The sequence below is a fragment of the uncultured Paenibacillus sp. genome, assembly GCF_963515335.1.
Lineage (GTDB): Bacteria > Bacillota > Bacilli > Paenibacillales > Paenibacillaceae > Paenibacillus_I.
The window spans coordinates 98,695-115,517 of sequence record NZ_CAUPYC010000006.1 but is presented as its reverse complement, the minus strand read 5'-3'; the positions used below and the strand labels follow the sequence as shown (position 1 = coordinate 115,517).

General features: G+C 57.2%; 17 protein-coding genes. 4 read left to right on the top strand and 13 right to left on the bottom strand.

Translation table 11 applies throughout. The features are described from left to right. Positions 1–99: 99 nt before the first annotated feature. Positions 100–426: a general stress protein gene (locus RWM61_RS04015; protein ID WP_313997645.1), complete on the bottom strand. Its 327-nt coding sequence runs from the start codon at positions 424–426 to the stop codon at positions 100–102. A gap of 119 nt (positions 427–545) precedes the next feature. Then, positions 546–1,091, bottom strand: coding sequence for a hypothetical protein (locus RWM61_RS04010; protein WP_313997643.1), 546 nt, complete (start codon positions 1,089–1,091; stop codon positions 546–548). A gap of 157 nt (positions 1,092–1,248) precedes the next feature. Here RWM61_RS04010 and RWM61_RS04005 point away from each other — a divergent pair, with 157 nt between their 5' ends. After that, positions 1,249–2,997: an alpha-glycosidase gene (locus tag RWM61_RS04005; RefSeq protein ID WP_313997641.1), complete on the top strand. Its 1,749-nt coding sequence runs from the start codon at positions 1,249–1,251 to the stop codon at positions 2,995–2,997. 216 nt (positions 2,998–3,213) lie between these two features. On the opposite strand, the gene glgA is transcribed toward RWM61_RS04005, so the two are convergent. Both glgA and glgB read right to left on the bottom strand, forming a co-directional pair. Next, entirely contained in the window at positions 3,214–4,821 is a 1,608-nt protein-coding gene (glgA, locus tag RWM61_RS04000) for a glycogen synthase GlgA (RefSeq protein WP_313997639.1), read from the bottom strand. Further along, on the bottom strand, positions 4,821–6,845 hold the full coding sequence (gene glgB, locus RWM61_RS03995) for a 1,4-alpha-glucan branching protein GlgB (RefSeq protein WP_399537851.1): 2,025 nt from the start codon (positions 6,843–6,845) through the stop codon (positions 4,821–4,823). The genes glgA and glgB overlap by 1 nt, the downstream gene beginning before the upstream one ends. Before the next feature lie 177 nt (positions 6,846–7,022). On the opposite strand from glgB, the gene RWM61_RS03990 reads away from it, so the two are divergent. Continuing rightward, the gene (locus RWM61_RS03990) at positions 7,023–8,240 is read left to right on the top strand and encodes a glucose-1-phosphate adenylyltransferase (protein ID WP_313997634.1); all 1,218 of its coding nucleotides are present in this window, start codon (positions 7,023–7,025) and stop codon (positions 8,238–8,240) included. A 175-nt stretch (positions 8,241–8,415) separates the two neighbouring features. Here the strand turns inward: RWM61_RS03990 and RWM61_RS03985 are convergent, their stop codons facing one another. After that, positions 8,416–9,687 (bottom strand): methyl-accepting chemotaxis protein, encoded by a 1,272-nt coding sequence (locus RWM61_RS03985; protein ID WP_313997631.1) that lies wholly within the window; start codon positions 9,685–9,687, stop codon positions 8,416–8,418. Positions 9,688–9,902: 215 nt separating this feature from the next. On the opposite strand from RWM61_RS03985, the gene RWM61_RS03980 reads away from it, so the two are divergent. Next, positions 9,903–10,100: a hypothetical protein gene (locus RWM61_RS03980; protein WP_313997629.1), complete on the top strand. Its 198-nt coding sequence runs from the start codon at positions 9,903–9,905 to the stop codon at positions 10,098–10,100. Positions 10,101–10,187: 87 nt separating this feature from the next. Continuing rightward, complete coding sequence (locus RWM61_RS03975) at positions 10,188–10,373, top strand: hypothetical protein (RefSeq protein WP_313997627.1); 186 nt, start codon at positions 10,188–10,190, stop codon at positions 10,371–10,373. Between the two features lie 69 nt (positions 10,374–10,442). Here RWM61_RS03975 and groL read toward each other — a convergent pair whose 3' ends face one another. The 8 genes from groL to RWM61_RS03935 form a co-directional block, all read right to left on the bottom strand. Then, complete coding sequence (groL, locus tag RWM61_RS03970; protein WP_313997625.1) at positions 10,443–12,080, bottom strand: chaperonin GroEL; 1,638 nt, start codon at positions 12,078–12,080, stop codon at positions 10,443–10,445. Positions 12,081–12,234: 154 nt separating this feature from the next. Next, positions 12,235–12,516 carry a co-chaperone GroES gene (gene groES / locus RWM61_RS03965; protein ID WP_313997623.1) on the bottom strand — a complete coding sequence of 94 codons (282 nt, stop codon included), beginning with the start codon at positions 12,514–12,516 and terminating at the stop codon, positions 12,235–12,237. Positions 12,517–12,864: 348 nt separating this feature from the next. Continuing rightward, positions 12,865–13,677: a twin-arginine translocase subunit TatC gene (gene tatC, locus RWM61_RS03960; RefSeq protein WP_399537847.1), complete on the bottom strand. Its 813-nt coding sequence runs from the start codon at positions 13,675–13,677 to the stop codon at positions 12,865–12,867. A 53-nt stretch (positions 13,678–13,730) separates the two neighbouring features. Further along, positions 13,731–13,964, bottom strand: a complete 234-nt coding sequence (tatA, locus tag RWM61_RS03955) for a twin-arginine translocase TatA/TatE family subunit (RefSeq protein WP_313997620.1) — start codon at positions 13,962–13,964, stop codon at positions 13,731–13,733. Between the two features lie 49 nt (positions 13,965–14,013). Continuing rightward, positions 14,014–15,075 carry a molybdopterin-binding protein gene (locus RWM61_RS03950; protein WP_313997618.1) on the bottom strand — a complete coding sequence of 354 codons (1,062 nt, stop codon included), beginning with the start codon at positions 15,073–15,075 and terminating at the stop codon, positions 14,014–14,016. Continuing rightward, positions 15,072–15,566 (bottom strand): MogA/MoaB family molybdenum cofactor biosynthesis protein, encoded by a 495-nt coding sequence (locus tag RWM61_RS03945; protein ID WP_313997669.1) that lies wholly within the window; start codon positions 15,564–15,566, stop codon positions 15,072–15,074. The genes RWM61_RS03950 and RWM61_RS03945 overlap by 4 nt, the downstream gene beginning before the upstream one ends. A gap of 44 nt (positions 15,567–15,610) precedes the next feature. Beyond that, positions 15,611–16,093 carry a cyclic pyranopterin monophosphate synthase MoaC gene (moaC, locus tag RWM61_RS03940; protein ID WP_313997616.1) on the bottom strand — a complete coding sequence of 161 codons (483 nt, stop codon included), beginning with the start codon at positions 16,091–16,093 and terminating at the stop codon, positions 15,611–15,613. Positions 16,094–16,103: 10 nt separating this feature from the next. Next, complete coding sequence (locus tag RWM61_RS03935) at positions 16,104–16,718, bottom strand: 5-formyltetrahydrofolate cyclo-ligase (protein ID WP_313997614.1); 615 nt, start codon at positions 16,716–16,718, stop codon at positions 16,104–16,106. Between the last annotated feature and the right edge of the window lie 105 nt (positions 16,719–16,823).

The following is a 16,823-nucleotide window of genomic DNA, read 5'->3' as shown; positions in this document are numbered from 1 at the left end:
GCAAGATACGCCCGGACATACTCCGACACAAAGAGAGACAAGCCTCCCGCAGAGGCTTGTCTTGCCTGTCATGAATGATCGGATTGTGGCCTTGACGATTCAATGGACCTTCGCAATGACGAGCACCCTCCCGCGATCTAATTGCTCCTCGTACATGCCCGCTTCCTCTTCGCTGAATCCGATGGCCTCAAGCTTCGCCCGGAGCTCGTCGCCACGCGAACGGAACAAGTTCGCCATCGAATTGAACACGCCTTCTTCGGAAATGCCGATATTGTTCGTATCGGCCGCCTCGTTCAACTGATCCGTCTGGTCGCCGTCATGCGCCAGCACATAAATATCGTCCTGTCCGTACCCTCTTAAATTCAACTCCCGCACGGCGTGCATCGCGGCCATTTGCGTATCCACCACTTGTATGGTCGGTTTCATCGACGATTCCTCCCTTTCCGTGATAGCGACCGGTAGTCCTGTTAAACGGTCTATTAGGATATACCCTGTTCATTAAACGTTGAAACAGCTCTATGAATATTTTTTTTCATATTTCTACTTTATTCGCTATAAGCCCAAAAAGCATCCACCGACTCGAGCTTTTGCCCGGATTCATCCATGAACAGCTTGACGGCAATACCTTTTCCTTCATACACCCACCCGTCTTCTGCAATGAAGTCGGGTTCGCCGAGCGTGCCGGCCAGCGCCTTGAAATCCATCGGAACGACCGTCTCGCCGAAGGTGACCGCCGGTTCGCCGGCGTCAACCGAAATATATTCGATCAAGCCGTCATAAAAGCCGACCGTAACGCCGTCATAACGAAGCTCCTTGCTGCCCGGCGTGTAATCGTCGAGCCATACTTTGTCCGGAGGACCGAGCACTTCCAATACTTCGATGTCCGTCCATCCCATATCAATCCCGTTGATCCGGGCGAACGATTCCGCGTTTATGCGGCCTGTGTCGTCAAGCTTCATATCGGCGTGAACCGCCGTTTCCGTCTTCACGACGGCAGGCGCCTTGTCCGGGGAGCTTTGGGCCCCCGGTTGACCGGAGGAGCCTTGCAGAAACACCAGCATCAGAACGACGGCCGTTACCGCTTTCGCCATGCAGATCATCCTTTCCGCTCGTTCGTATACTCCGGATTACCCGTCCCCAAAATCTGCTAAACACTCCCTTGAAAGCAAGCCGGCCAGGATGATTCAGCCCTTCGAGCCCGCGTTTATATAGTTGCTAATAGAGAGAGTTCGGGAAGGAGCCACAACCATGCTGCTGGAATGCTTCCATCACGCTACGCGAAGCAATTGGGCCTACGCCTACGACGAGAATACGATCCACCTCCGATTCCGCACCAAAAGGGACGACGTGGACGAGGTCTACGCCATAACGGGCGATAAATATGACTGGGAAGCGCATTATAAAGAACTGAAAATGGACAAGCTCGCCTCCGACCATTTTTTCGATTACTGGGAAATCGGCATCCGGCCGAAGCACAAGCGCTTCTCTTACGGGTTCCGGATCCGTGCCGGCAGCGAGACGGTATGGATGGTCGAATCGGGCATTTATCACGAGCAGCCGACGCCTCCCGGCGGCTACTACGAATTTCCCTACATACACCCGGTCGATATATTCCGTGCGCCGGAGTGGGCGAAGGAAGCCGTTTTCTATCAGATATTCACCGACCGCTTCGCCAACGGCGACACCTCCAACGATCCCGAAGGCACCGGGGAATGGGGCGGGCAGCCGGAAACGGAGGGCTTTTTCGGCGGCGATCTCAAAGGCGTGATGGATCACCTCGACTACCTCGCGGACCTGGGCATTAACGCGATTTATTTTACGCCCCTGTTCAAATCGCCTTCGAATCATAAATACGATACGATTGATTATATGGAGATCGATCCGCAGTTCGGAGACGAGAAAGATTTGAAGAGGCTCGTAAAGATGTGCCACGACAAAGGAATCCGCGTCGTGCTCGACGCGGTGTTCAACCACTCCGGCGTCGAGTTCGGCCCGTTCCGGGACGTCGTGAAAAACGGTGAAAACTCGAAGTATAAAGACTGGTTCCACATCCACAGCTTCCCGGTGACGGTTGCCGAGAATCAGGCCAACTACGACACGTTCGGCTTCTACGGCCATATGCCGAAATTGAACACAGCCAATCCGGAGGTCAAAAAATATTTGCTTCATGTCGCCGCCTACTGGCTGCGGGAGATGGATATCGACGGCTGGAGGCTGGATGTGGCCAATGAAATCGACCACCGCTTCTGGCGTGAATTCCGGATCGCCGTTAAAGCGATCAAGCCGGACGCCTATATTATAGGCGAGGTTTGGAGCGATTCCATGCTGTGGCTGATGGGCGACCAGTTCGATTCCGTCATGAACTATCCGTTCGCCGACAAGGCGCTTTCGTTCTTCTCGGGCTGCGCCAAGGACGGCTATACGTTTGCGAACGAAATCAGCCGGCTGCTCGTGCGCTATCCGCAGCAGACGAACGAGGTCATTTTCAACCTGCTGTGCTCGCACGACACGCCCCGCGTGCTGACGATGGTCGGCGAGGACAAGCGGCGGCTCAAGCTCGCGGTCGTGTTTCTGCTGACGTACATCGGAACGCCGTGCATTTTTTACGGAGATGAGATCGGCTTGAAGGGCGGCGCCGACCCCGACTGCCGCAAATGCATGGAATGGGATTACGACAGGCAGGACCGGGAGCTGTTCGATTTCTACAAGCTGATCATTGCGCTTCGCAAAAATTATCCGGTTCTCCGGCACGGCCGGTTCCGCTTCCTGATGGCCGAGCCCGGCGACTGCCGCATCATTTATGAGCGGTTGGACGACGAGATGCATTTCACCGTATGGATGAACAACACGGCGGAACGGACTGTTCTCTCCCATCCGATGGAAACGAACGACTGGCATGACGCGCTGTCCGGCGAGCACGTGGAGGTAACGGACGGCGTAATGAACATCGAGCTCGACGAGCTGGGCTACCGGATCATGTACCGGAAAATCGTATAAAACCATGCAGGTAACAGCCTCGGGCAGCCGGGGCTGTTTTGTTCGCAACACAAAGGCCGACGTCATTTATACGCCGGCCAATTTTGTTTTGCTTGCCATTGATCGTTATTTCTTACGCTCGGTTACGCCGAGATGCGCTTTTAATCCGTCCTGCAGTACTCGCGAAAAGTTAACGTTGTTCTCAACCGCCAGCTCATCAAGCCATTTCTCTTGCATTTACACAATAAACACGTCGCCGGATTCGCCGCCCTCCGGCTTCGCTTTCTTTCTGCCTTTCTTCCCGGCCGGTTCCTCGGCGGCTGCCGTTTGGGAAGCGGCGGCCTTGATGGCCGATTCAACCATTTCCTCGGCAGTCGGCTCCGCGGAACCGTCAGCCGTGGGCGCCTCCTTGCGCCGTACGGCGATCTCTTCATACAGTTCCAGATACTGGCGCGCCGAACGGCCCCAACTGTAATCGCCGGCGAACGCGTTCCGCACGATCGCCTTCCAAATATCCGGCATCCGGTAAAAGTTGAGCGCGCGGCGTATCGTAAACAGCATGTCGTGCGTGCTGTACGGACCGAACGTAAAGCCGTTGCCTTCTCCGGTGAATTCGTTATACGAAAGCACCGTATCCTTCAGGCCGCCTGTCTCCCGCACGATCGGCACCGTGCCGTACCGGAGCGAGATCAATTGGCTGATGCCGCACGGCTCAAAGCGCGACGGCATCAGGAACATATCGACTCCCGCATAAATGCGGCGCGCAAGGCCTTCGTCGAACTTCAGCTGTACGGACAGCTGCTCCGGATACCGCTGCGCTTGACCCGCAAGCAGCTCCTCATAATAACGGTCGCCCGCGCCGAGAATGACGAGCTGCACGTCGTTATGCTCCAATAAGCCGTACAGGCCGTCGGCGACGAGGTCGAATCCTTTCTGCACCGTGATGCGGCTGACCATCCCGATCAGCGGCACGTCCGGCTTTTCCGGCAGGCCCAGCGCGCGCTGCAGCTCGGCTTTGTTCAGCCGCTTTTTGTCCAGATCGTTCTTGTAGTTTACCGGGATATGGGGATCGGTTGCCGGGTTATACGACTTGTCGTCGATGCCGTTCACGATGCCGGACAGCTTGCTTCCGAGGAAGCGAAGCTCGCCGTCCAGCCCTTCGCCGTAAGCGGGCGTGCGGATTTCATCGGCATACGTCGGGCTGACGGTCGTCACGCGGTCGTTGAATACGAGCCCGGTTTTCAGGAAGTTGACGCCCCCGTGATATTCCACCTGTCCGCTTGCGAAATGATCGTGATCGAGACCGAGCAGGTCGGGCAGCACCTCATAGCCGTAGTGGCCCTGGAACTGCAAATTATGCACCGTAAATACGGTCCCGATATCCCGATAAAAAGGATTATGGCGGTAATGCTTCTCGAGCAGCGCGGCGGTCGCCGCGGTATGCCAATCGTGCGTGTGCACGATGTCGGGCCTGAAGCCGATATGCGGCAAAATTTCCAGAACGGCGCGGCTGAAATACGCGAACCGTTCGCCGTCGTCAAAATAGCCGTAGATGCCGTCGCGCTTGAAATAGTCCTCGTTATCGATAAAATAGACGGGAACGCCGTCCTGCTTCAGTTCCCAGATGCCGGCATATTTCATCCGCCAGCCGACCGGAACCCGGATTTCGGCGACGAGCTTCATTTTATCCTTATACGATTGCGCGATCGTCCCGTATTTCGGCAGCACAATGCGCACGTCGGCGCCCTCCTTGCGCAATGCCTTCGGCAGCGCCCCAGCCACATCGGCCAGCCCGCCCGTCTTCACGAACGGATTGCCTTCGGCGGCGGCAAACAGAACCTTCATCAAACGTTCAACTCCTTCGTTTTTTTGGTTACCCGGCCTTTCTTCTCCGTTACGGTAACGGTTGCGATCTCCTTTTTCTCCTCCGCTTCCGCGCCGGAGCGCTTTGATTTTTTCAGCAAGATGACGCTGAGCGGCGGCAAGGTCAGCTCCAGGCTGTACGGTTGATCGTGCCAGCCCGCCTTCTCGGCTTTATGGAAGCCGTTCGTTACGATCCCCGTTCCGCCGAACGACACGTCGTCGCTGTTGAGCAGTTCCATGTAAGAGCCGCGAGACGGCACTCCGATGCGGTATCCTTGGCGGGTGACCGGCGAGAAATTGCAGATGACGATGATAAAGTCGTTTTTCGCTTTAGCTTTGCGCATATAGACGATTACATTCTGGGCATGGTCGCGATGATCGATCCACTCATAGCCTTCCATTTGATGATCGAGCTGCCAGAGCGATTTCTCCTGCAGATAAAGGCGGTTGACGTGCTTCGTGAACTGCAGCATTTTGAAATGCAGCGGGTAATCGAGCAGGAACCAGTCGAGCTGGGTTTCATCTTTCCATTCGTCGAACTGGCCGAATTCCGAGCCCATGAACAGCAGCTTTTTGCCCGGGAAGGTCAACCAATAGCCGAGCAGGGCGCGAAGACCCGCGAACTTCAGCTCGTAATCCACCGGCATTTTATGCAGCAGCGAACGTTTGCCGTGCACAACCTCATCGTGCGAGAAAGGCAGCACGAAGTTCTCGGAGTACGCGTAGCAGATCGGGAACGTCAGCAAATTCTGGTGGTATTGCCGGTGTACCGGATCGGTCTCCATATATTTAAGCGTGTCGTTCATCCAGCCCATATTCCATTTGTAGTTGAAGCCGAGGCCGCCGTCCTCGATCGGGGCGGTGACAAGCGGCCAGGCGCTCGATTCCTCGGCCATCATGAGCGCGTTCGGCTGCGCCAGGAACACCGCCTGATTCAGCTTGCGCAGCAGCTCGATCGCGTCCGTGTCCTCCCGTCCTCCGCCGGCGCCCGGCACCCATCTGCCGTCCGGCTTCTCGAAATCGCGGCGGATCATGCTCGTGACCGCGTCGATCCGGATGCCGTCGAGATGGAAAACCTCCAGCAGGAACAGCGCGTTCGAGATCAGGAACGTCCGCACCTCGGGCTTGCCGTAATCGAAGCCGAGCGTTCCCCAGCCCGGCCGGTCGGCCACCATCGGGTCGTAATGCTCGAACAGCGGGGTGCCGTCGAACAGCCGCAGCCCGTGCGCGTCGCGCGTAAAATGTCCCGGCACCCAGTCCATGATGACGCCGATGCCCCGATTGTGGCAGCGGTCGACGAAATACATGAAATCACGCGGCGTGCCGAACCGGCTCGTGACCGCAAAATAACCGGTGGCCTGGTAGCCCCACGACCGGTCGTAAGGATGCTCCGCAAGCGGCATTAATTCGATATGCGTATATCCAAGCTCGGCCACATGGTCCACAAGCTGCTCGGCCAGCTCCCGATAGGTAAGCAGCGTGCCGTCCTCATGCTTTTTCCAACTGCCGAGATGCACTTCGTAAATAAGCATCGGCTGCTCATACGGCGACTTGCGGCTGCGCAGCCATGCTTTGTCCGTCCACTCGAAGCCTTCCAGCGAGGTTACGACCGACGCGGTTTTCGGCCGGACCTCGGCATAGTAGGCATACGGATCGGCCTTCAGAATCGTCTCGCCCTCCGGCGTCACGATCTCATACTTGTAAAGCGTACCTTCTCCGATATCCGGCACGAACAGCGTCCACAAACCGGAATCCGGCAGCCGCTCGAACCTGTCGTTCTCCCCGTTCCAGCCGTTGTAATCCGACGCCAGCCTGACTTCCCGGGCGTTCGGCGCCCACACGTTGAACCGGACACCGGACTTGCCGTCTTCGGTTGCGGGATGTGCGCCCATTTTACGATAGCTCTGGTGATAGGTTCCCTCGTGGAACCAGTGAATCTCGTCCGCCGTCAACCTGCTGCTTGCCAAAACTTCCCACACCCCTCTCGACGAAATCTCTCCGGACATTCCAATTGAATCATTACCCGAATATGAAAAAAACGACGCATGTTTTCGGATAAATCCTCATAGAATTGTCCTGCATAACTTTTTCGCGAAGGGAGGCCGGATAACCTTCCCATTTCAGTTTCAGAAAACAAATATAAGTTTAATCAAAAAGTACCAATGACAAAGTGGAGGGACGATATGACGAGACATTCATGCATGGCAATGCTGCTGGCAGGCGGAGAGGGAAAGCGGCTTGCGCCCTTGACCGAAAAGCTGGCGAAACCCGCAGTCCCTTTCGGCGGACGTTACCGAATTATCGACTTTCCGCTCAGCAATTGCATTAATTCCGGCATTTCGACGATCGGGGTTTTAACGCAATACAAGGCTGAGTCGCTGCACGGACATATAGAGGACGGCAGGCATTGGTCGGGAGACGACCCCTCGGCCGATCTCTTCCTGCTGCCGGGCGGAATGGCGCCTGGCAGCGGATACTCGGGAACGGCCGACGCCATCTACAAAAACATCGAGCGTGTCGACGAATACGCGCCCGAGCATGTTTTGATTTTGTCGGGCGACCATATCTACCAAATGGATTACCGAGAGATGCTAGATTTCCATCTGGAGAATGACGCGGACGCGACGATAGCGGTCAAAAGCGTACCGTGGAAAGACGCTCACCGGTTCGGCATCATGAACGCGGACGAAGACTACAAAGTGATCTCGTTTACGGAAAAGCCACCCAAGCCGGAAAGCAATCTGGCTTCGATGGGCATTTATTTGTTCAAATGGGCCTTCCTTAAGGAAAAGCTGATGACCGACGCGCAAAACGAAACGTCCAGCCACGATTTCGGCAAGGACGTCATTCCGGAACTGCTCCACTCGGGAGCCGCGGTTTTCGCTTATCCGTTCGAAGGCTACTGGAGAGATGTCGGCACGGTCGAAAGCCTGTGGGAGGCCCATATGGATATCCTTGACGGCGAAATGCAGTTCGAGGGCGACAAATGGCCGATGTACACGAATGAGGTTGCGCCTTACATAAAGGCATACCGCCACCCGCTGGCCAACATTCGTGAGGCCGTCGTCCACCCGCTCTCCGCGGTCGAGGGCGAGGTCGACCGGTCGTTTCTGTTCAGCGGTGTCCACACGGGACGCGGCAGCGAAGTAAAGGAAAGCATCGTCATGCCGAATGTGAAAATCGGACGCGACGCCAAAATATTCCGGGCGATCATCGGCGAAGGCTGCATCATCGAGGACGGCGCGGTGATCGGCCGGCCGGACGGCGAGATTACGGTGCTCGGCGCAGACGAGCTTGTATTTGCGCGCAGCTCGTCGCTGCTCAGCCGTACGAACGAACTGATCAAAGGAATGGTCCGCCAGGACGCGGCGGCCGCCAGAGAAGGCTTCTCAACTCTATAACCTCTGAAAGCAAAGCCGGCAAATCGCGTGAGCGGATTGCCGGCTTTTAGGCGTTTACGGGACTTTGCTGCGGGCGGGTTCGGCTGCGCCGCTTCCGCGTTTCATCCGCCCGCGATTCGGTTAATTTTTCATTACGGTATCAGGAAAGTTATCTTCGCTGGTCACCTTGGTATAACTAGCAGCGAAACACTTTTATGTTCGTTTGCAGCGCATCCGCCCGGCTTTTCAGCATATCGGATGACGAGGAGAGCTCCTGCATGACGGCCATTTGCTCCTGAACGGAGGCGGCAACCTGCTTGATCTCGGTTGAAATCCGGTCGGCTATATCGCCGACATGCCGGGTTTGGACCATAGCTTGCCCGACCTGCCCGATCTGTTCGACGATGCCGGCGGCGATGTTGTCCACCGCTTGCGCCGTTTGACCGACCGCCTGATCGATTCGATCCAGCGCCTCCCCCGCCGCCGCGCCTTTGCCGGATTCGCGGATCGCCAGCTGTTCCTGTGCGGTTATTTGGGCCACAACCGCGGCAATGCCCGATTCGACCCCTGTTATCAATTCGTCGATACCGCTGACCGCGTGAGAGCTTTGCTCAGCCAATTTGCGGATCTCTCCCGCCACGACCGCAAACCCTTGACCGTCGGTTCCCGCTCTCGCCGCTTCTATGGAAGCGTTCAGCGCAAGCAGGTTGGTTTGGTCGGCGATCGCCTTCACCGCTTGCGATATGCTCCGGATCTCCTTGGCGTTGCCGTCCAACTGCCGGACGAAGCCGATCGACTCCCGGTTTGACCCGGCCAGGCTCATCATGCCGTCCACCAGGGAACGGACGATCTCCTCGCCCTGCGCGATCGTCCGCATCATTTCCCTCGAAATGCGCTGCGATTCTTCGGCCTGCTTCCCGATTGCCGCTGCGGCAAGCTCGATCCGGCTGACGGTCGCCAGCGTGCTTTGAGCGGAATCGTTCTGCTGGCCGGCGCCTGCCGCAATCGTGTCCGTTGCGCCGGCAATCAGCTCGATTTGCCTGGCTGCCTGCAGCATTCCGCCGCTGAGCAGCCCGGCCTGGTCATGGGTAAACGCAGCGTTGCTTGAAATATCGGCAATCATCTGCCGCAAGCCGGCGATCATATGCCGGAACGATTCGCTGAGCTGCCGGATCTCGTCCTGCCCGCGATAGAGCGGGATGTCCGCGAGCAGGTTGCCGTCCGCCGCTTCATTGGCCGCGGCGGTAAGCCGTACAAGCGGCTTAATCAACCAGGATGCGCCGATCCATCCAAGCAGACCCGTCCAAAAAATGCCGAGCGACAGAACGATGGACACATACAGCCAATCCTTCATCCCCGGCGCGATAATGTCCTTCAAATAAAAAATAAAAAACGCGCTAGTTCCGTATGTGACCATCGATACGCCGACCATCGCGATCACGATCTTTTTGACCAAGCCCAACTTCATACCGTCACCTTTTTCGTGAATGTGATTATATTCCTTGCGCAATGATCCACAGGTAATAGTATATATTCCGGCAACCGGCTGAACTGTGACAATCATCACATTCAAGCTTTGTTATCAGGCATAAGCCCTGTTATTGAACGGCGCGAAAAGTGGCATGCTATTAAAGATGACTATGATATCGCCACCATCCGAAAACAAGCGCTGGAGTGAGAGCAATGATTCAGGACAAATCAACCAAAAGGGAACTGACGGGGATCGTCGTCACGCACGGGATGAACCAGTATCCGTTCTGTGTCGGGGATGTCAAAAGCGAGGGTACGACGCTCAGCGATATTCTTTGCCGGGATTACCGGAACGCCGAGGTGAAAATAACGATCGAAGTGGTTGGCCATGCAGACACTGTCGATAAATAATTGTCTGTACGGCGGCAATATACGACATACTTTGCGCGGCTGCTGTGTTACCATCATTCCATAGTTTGCTGATTTGGAGGATCGTTGATGAATCAATTAACCGCATTGCTCATTCGCAGCCACGCTGAGTATTCGAAAGATCATCCCGACGAGCTGGAAGGTTATGAGACGGTTTTTGACCACATGTACGATTACTTTACAATCATTCTGAAAATCGGCGAGTCCGTTGCGGTAAGCGTCATCGATGAATTCCGGGCGGGACTGGCCTCATAGAGCAAAACAACGAAACGGGCTTCCCTGCGGGAGCCCGTTTCGTTTCAATTTGTTCGCGCGGATGACGGCTTACATCATGCCGCCCATGCCGCCCATACCGCCCATGCCGCCCATATCAGGCATGCCCGGTTTGTCTTTCTCCGGCTTGTCGGCGACGACCGCTTCGGTCGTCAGGAACATAGCCGCCACGGAAGCGGCGTTCTGCAGAGCGGAACGCGTAACCTTAGCAGGGTCGACGATACCCGACTCGAACATGTTGACCCATTCGCCGGTAGCGGCGTTGTAGCCGATGCCGACTTTCTCGTTCTTCAGGCGCTCAACGATAACGGAGCCTTCTTGGCCCGCATTCGCGGCGATCGTGCGAACCGGCTCTTCCAGCGCGCGCAGCACGATATTTACGCCCGTCAGCTCGTCGCCGTTCGTTTGAACCGCTTGAACGGCTTTGTATACGTTCACCAGCGCCACGCCGCCGCCGGAGACGATGCCTTCCTCAACCGCCGCACGGGTGGAGTTCAGGGCGTCTTCGATGCGCAGCTTGCGCTCTTTCAGTTCGGTTTCGGTTGCTGCGCCGACCTTGATGACCGCTACGCCGCCGGCCAATTTTGCCAGACGCTCCTGCAGCTTCTCGCGGTCGAATTCGGAAGTCGTTTCTTCCAGCTGCGTTTTGATCTGGTTGACGCGCGCCAGAATGTCGGCGCTGTTGCCGTTGCCGTCCACGACGATCGTGTTTTCCTTCGTGACGCGGACTTGACGGGCGGAACCGAGCTGGTCCACCGTCGTACCCTTCAGTTCCAGGCCCAGCTCTTCGGTGATCACTTGACCGCCGGTAAGCGCGGCGATATCCTGCAGCATCGCTTTGCGGCGGTCGCCGAAGCCCGGAGCCTTAACGCCTACGCAAGTGAACGTCCCGCGCAGCTTGTTGACTACGAGAGTAGCCAGCGCTTCGCCTTCAATGTCTTCCGCAATGATCAGCAGCTGCTTGCCGGATTGAACGACCTTCTCCAGCACAGGCAGAATCTCCTGAATATTCGTGATTTTCTTGTCGGTGATCAGGATGTAGGGGCTGTCGAGCACCGCTTCCATCTTGTCCGTATCGGTAATCATGTACGGGGAGATGTAGCCGCGATCGAACTGCATGCCCTCTACCACTTCCAGCTCCGTTACGAAGCCTTTGGATTCCTCAACCGTAATAACGCCCTCGTTGCCTACCTTCTCCATCGCTTCGGCAATCAGCTGGCCGACTTCGTCGTCAGCGGAGGAAATAGCAGCGACCTGCGCGATCGATTGCTTGCCTTCGATCGGCTTGGCGATGTTCTTCAGCTCTTCGACAGCCGCTTTAACGGCTTTCTCGATACCTTTGCGGATAACCATCGGGTTGGCGCCGGCCGTAACGTTCTTCAGGCCTTCGCGAATCATCGCCTGCGCCAGAACGGTAGCGGTGGTCGTGCCGTCACCGGCGACATCGTTCGTTTTCGTTGCAACTTCTTTAACAAGCTGTGCGCCCATGTTCTCGAACGCGTCTTCCAGCTCGATTTCCTTGGCGATCGTCACGCCGTCGTTGGTGATCAGCGGGCTGCCGAATTTTTTCTCCAATACGACGTTGCGGCCTTTCGGTCCGAGCGTGACTTTAACCGCGTTGGCAAGAGCGTCCACCCCGCGCAGCATCGCGCGGCGAGCGTCTTCGCTAAACTTGATTTCCTTTGCCATTGTCGAGATTACCTCCTTATATTTCGTTCCCGTTTGCTTCCGTTTCGATCCATGTACAATGCTCGCTTGTGTGGCATATAAGCGTCATTTGCCGATGCTGTATGTCGGGCATGCGGCCGCGGCCGCACTTCTGGTGTCGGTTCGTGCGCTCGGATCAACCGAAGATCGCGTGAATGTCGCTTTCCTTCATAATCAAATACTCTTTACCTTCGTACTTGATCTCCGTCCCCGCGTATTTGGAGAAAAGGACGCGGTCGCCTTCCTTAACTTCCAGCGCAATGCGTACGCCGTCTTTCAGCGTGCCGCTGCCTACGGCAACCACTTTGCCTTCTTGCGGCTTCTCTTTCGCCGTGTCGGGCAGCACGATGCCGCTTGCGGTCGTCTCCTCTTTCGCGATGGGCTCGATCAATACGCGTTCACCCAAAGGTTTGATCATGAAAAATAGCCTCCTTCATGTTTTATGTTTGTTAGCACTCGACAACGTCTAGTGCTAATAACCATTTTTATAATACTCAACTTGGATGGCGATTGCAAGTCTTTTTGGCCCTTTTTGGATGAATTTTTAGTTAAGGACGGAGCTTGGGAGACGCATATTGGATTTCATCCGCCATTAGGCGACATTTCCGCGCAATGATCGTCCTCCGCTGGAAAATCTCCATTCAAATCGACCGATTTCTTGGCGATCCAGAACAACGCCGATCCCGTGCCACCATACAAAAAGCCCGGCTGCCCGCTAGACAAGCGAACAAACCGGACTTTTCTACGGAATTTCCCCTGGGATGCTTCACGCGCCGCCGAACTCTTCCTCCAGGGCTGCGCGAGCCGCGAGCCGTTTGCGGTATACCGTCACCGACAGGTAAACGCTGAATTCGTACAACAGGATGAGCGGCAGGGCGACGAGAAGGTCGGAGACGAAATCCGGCGGCGTCACCAGCACGCCTATGAAGACGAGCAGGAAATACGCGAGGCGCCGCATTTTCCGCAGCCGCATCGGATTGAGAATCCCGATTCGCGTGAGGAACATGATCAGAATCGGAAGCTCGAAAAGCAGCGAGATCGGAATAAGAATATTGAACATGAACGAGAAGTATTGAATGATGCCGAACGTTTCCTGAAGGCCGAGGCGTGCGGTAACCTCCCGTGTAAAACGAAACGCCAGCGGAAACACGACAAAATACGAGAATGCCAGCCCGGCCATGAACATGAGCAACGCAAAAGGCACATACTTGACCGTCGCGGTCCGCTCGCGGGGGGCAAGCCCCGGCTTGACGAACGCCCATAGCTGATAAAAAGCGAACGGCAGCACCGGAATAAATGCGATAACCAGCGCAAACTTCATATACATCCCGATGCCGTCCCATAAGGAGAGCGCATGAAGCTGCAGCCCATTGGCCGGCTCGGTGTTCATCAAATAATCGTATGCGGGCTCAGCCAGAAACAACCCGATCACCAGCCCGATCACCAGGACGATCATGATCGCCATCAACCGTTTGCGCAGCTCGCCGATATGCTCCATCATCGACATCAGCTTGCGCGCGTCCGCGCCCAACTGCCGCGCTTTCTCTCCGCTTGCGGAACGTCCGCTGCCGCTGGCCATTCCGTCGCCCCCCTCCTTGAAGCATCATCGTCCACAAAAAAAGCGTATTCCGGTCAATCCGGAAGCCGCTTGGAATTGCGCTCTTCGTCGTCGTTCTCCGAACGGCTGACGTCGACTCGCTTTTTGTCGTTCTTGTCGTCGTCATCCATCATGTCTCTTGCGCCGTTCTTAAACTCCCGCAGCGTGCGGCCGAACGCTCTTCCGAGCTCGGGCAGCTTGCTGGGTCCGAAAAGCAATAAGGCGATCAGCACGAGCAGGATAAATCCCGTCACTCCGATGTTTGGCATGCTTGCCTACCTCCTTGCTTCTATATTGACAGCGTATTCCACAGTTAAATCAGCAGTTATGAAGGCCGCCGTAGCCCATCGAAACGATATCTTCTTTCTTAATGATATCACCTGCAAGGATCCGGGGCAAAAGCACGTCGAACGATGTATACGGATCGTGCATGACGCAGCCCGGCAAACCGAGAATCGGGACACCCTTCAGGTAGCCCATGAGCAGCATCGAGCCCGGCAGCATCGGCGTGCCGTAACTCACGATGTCGGCTCCAGCCGCCTGGATCGCGCCCGGCGTGCGGTCGTCCGGGTCGACGGACATGCCGCCGGTTACGAGTATCATATCATACCCTTGGCCGAGCAAATAGCCGATTTCCTTGACAATTGTTTGTCGATCGTCGGGCGCTAAGCGCTGTTCGGCGACTTCCGAGCCGAAAGACTCCAGCTTGGCGCGCACCGCGGGGCCGAATTTGTCGGCAATTCGCCCGCTGAACACTTCGCCGCCGGTCGTGAGCAGCCCGGCGCGGACGGTGCGCAGCGGCCGCACCCGCAGCGGCGGCCTGCCGCTCTTCCGCTTCCATTCCGCGGCGGCCGATTCGACGGCTTCCACTTTGGCTTTGTCCACGTACAGCGGGATGACTCTCGTTGCGGCAATCGCCGAGCCCGGACGGACAACGGCGTGATTGCGGACGGTCGCCAGCGCGATCTCGCCGATGCCGTTGATATGGTCGACCAGCCCGGCATCAACCTCCGCCAAGCCGAGCCGATCCGACTTCAGGGACACCTTGCCTTCATGCGGTTCGCCGTAAACAAGTCCGTCCCCCGCGAGTGCGGCGGCCATCCGCAAAGCCGCTTCGTCCTCATGAAGCTCGTTGTCGCCAAGCTCCAGAACGTAAATATGCGCCTTGCCGATGTCCAGCAGCCGGGGGATGTCCGCTTCTGTCACGACATGCCCTTTGCGGAACAGGCGGCCCTTGAATTGCCCGGGTATAATCTGCGTCAGATCGTGAGCCAAAGGCAGGCCGATCGCTTCCTCAACCGGCACTTCGCGCAATCGCGTCGCCGCTGCGCCGCCGGCATGGCCGTCATCATTTGCGTTGATTCCGTTTGATTCGTTCATTCGCTATGTTCACCTTCCCGTCCGGTCAGAATGGCGAGCGCGTGCGGAAGCTGATCCATGATCGCCATCAGATTCTCCTGCACGCCCTTGGGACTGCCGGGCAAATTGACGATGAGCGACCGTCCCCGGATACCCGCCACGCCCCGGGAGAGCATCGCCGCGCGCGTTTTCCGCATGCTGCCGAGCCGCATCGCTTCCGCAATGCCTGGCACGGCGCGGTCGATGACGCGGAGCGTCGCCTCAGGGGTAAGGTCGCGCGGACCAAGGCCGGTGCCGCCGGTTGTGAGGACCAGGTCCGCCTGAAAATAATCGGTCATCTCGATCAGCGCCGCCGTGATTTCATCCTGCTCATCCGGTACGATTCTGTAGTCGACGATTTCGCCGCCCATTTCCTCTTCCACCAGCTCGCGGATCACTTGCGCGCTCGTATCCTCGCGCTCGCCGCGCGAGCCCTTGTCACTGGCCGTCAGTATCGCTACCTTCCACCGCATCGACATCGATTCCCCCCTATACGGATGGACTGACCCTGGCGGGATCAGCTTTGTCCGGCATTGTAATCGCCGCTTTTGCCTCCCGTTTTGCTGACGAGCCGTGTCGGGCCGATCAGCATATCCTTCTGCAGCGCTTTGCACATATCGTAGACGGTTAACGCCGCGGCCGAAACGGCGGTCAGCGCCTCCATCTCCACTCCCGTCTTGCCGGTCGTCCGGACGGTCGCCTCGACCGTCAGTTCGTCCGTTCCGTTATCCCTAAATGCGATGTCGATCCCCGTCAGCGGCAGCGGATGGCACATCGGAATCCAATCCGCGGTTTTTTTCGCGGCCATGACGCCGGCCACTTGAGCGACAGCCAACACATCGCCTTTGCCGACCGTTCCAGCTTTAATGCGTGCCAGCGTCGAGGCCGCCATCCGCACCGCCGTTTCCGCCGTTGCGGTTCGTTTTGTTACTTCTTTATCCGACACGTCGACCATGCGCGCGCGGCCCTGCTCATTGAAATGCGTCAACTCCGAACTCATGCGCTCCTCCTTATTCGGCCCAATGAAAGCCGTCCTCGTCGATCCAACCGTCCAGCCGCGCATCATGCGGTTCTAGCGGCAGACGATCCGCAAGCTGCAGCCGGTAGCCGACTCCGATTAACGGCGGCAGCGCGGAGCCTTCCGGCAAACGCCGGCGCAGTCCATCCAGATAGCGGTCGTAATAGCCGCCGCCGTAGCCGAGCCTTCCACCGTAACGGTCAAAAGCCAGCCCCGGCAGCAGGAGCGCACCCGGCGCTTCTCGCTCCGGCCATTCCGCCGCCCGTGATGGGTCGGGCTCCCGGATGCCGTAAGCGCCGGGCGCCAGATCCCCCCATCCTCTCGCGAGGAAAAGCCTCATCGAACGGTCGGACGGTTCGCTCTTCGGCAAGATCACGCGCAGCCCGCGCTTCCATGCCCATTCCAGAAGAGGCGCCGTATCGACCTCGGAGCGAAACGACACATAAGCCATGAAGCTGGCGAAACCGCCGGCCTCGAGCCAGTCCGCGGCATGTCCGCATATCCGAGCGGACAATACCCGGCGCTCCGTATCGGTCAAAGCCTCGCGCGCCGCCGACATCGCTTGCCGCAGCCCGCGTTTCACGGGCCCGGTGCCGGCTCCCTCCACTTGGACATCCGCCCCTCCTGTTGTCGTTTCCTTATATAATTGTAGTTTACCACCAGTTTGCGTAATTCGCCAAGGAAAACAGAGCTCCGACAGGCTCCGGTCGTT

Bases quoted from the DNA above. Each gene is read 5' to 3' on its own strand.
- RWM61_RS04015 (WP_313997645.1), bottom strand. From the start codon at position 426: ATGAAACCGACCATACAAGTGGTGGATACGCAAATGGCCGCGATGCAC.
- RWM61_RS04010 (WP_313997643.1), bottom strand. From the start codon at position 1,091: ATGGCGAAAGCGGTAACGGCCGTCGTTCTGATGCTGGTGTTTCTGCAA.
- RWM61_RS04005 (WP_313997641.1), top strand. From the start codon at position 1,249: ATGCTGCTGGAATGCTTCCATCACGCTACGCGAAGCAATTGGGCCTAC.
- glgA (WP_313997639.1), bottom strand. From the start codon at position 4,821: ATGAAGGTTCTGTTTGCCGCCGCCGAAGGCAATCCGTTCGTGAAGACG.
- glgB (WP_399537851.1), bottom strand. From the start codon at position 6,845: ATGTCCGGAGAGATTTCGTCGAGAGGGGTGTGGGAAGTTTTGGCAAGC.
- RWM61_RS03990 (WP_313997634.1), top strand. From the start codon at position 7,023: ATGACGAGACATTCATGCATGGCAATGCTGCTGGCAGGCGGAGAGGGA.
- RWM61_RS03985 (WP_313997631.1), bottom strand. From the start codon at position 9,687: ATGAAGTTGGGCTTGGTCAAAAAGATCGTGATCGCGATGGTCGGCGTA.
- RWM61_RS03980 (WP_313997629.1), top strand. From the start codon at position 9,903: ATGATTCAGGACAAATCAACCAAAAGGGAACTGACGGGGATCGTCGTC.
- RWM61_RS03975 (WP_313997627.1), top strand. From the start codon at position 10,188: ATGAATCAATTAACCGCATTGCTCATTCGCAGCCACGCTGAGTATTCG.
- groL (WP_313997625.1), bottom strand. From the start codon at position 12,080: ATGGCAAAGGAAATCAAGTTTAGCGAAGACGCTCGCCGCGCGATGCTG.
- groES (WP_313997623.1), bottom strand. From the start codon at position 12,516: ATGATCAAACCTTTGGGTGAACGCGTATTGATCGAGCCCATCGCGAAA.
- tatC (WP_399537847.1), bottom strand. From the start codon at position 13,677: ATGGCCAGCGGCAGCGGACGTTCCGCAAGCGGAGAGAAAGCGCGGCAG.
- tatA (WP_313997620.1), bottom strand. From the start codon at position 13,964: ATGCCAAACATCGGAGTGACGGGATTTATCCTGCTCGTGCTGATCGCC.
- RWM61_RS03950 (WP_313997618.1), bottom strand. From the start codon at position 15,075: ATGAACGAATCAAACGGAATCAACGCAAATGATGACGGCCATGCCGGC.
- RWM61_RS03945 (WP_313997669.1), bottom strand. From the start codon at position 15,566: ATGCGGTGGAAGGTAGCGATACTGACGGCCAGTGACAAGGGCTCGCGC.
- moaC (WP_313997616.1), bottom strand. From the start codon at position 16,093: ATGAGTTCGGAGTTGACGCATTTCAATGAGCAGGGCCGCGCGCGCATG.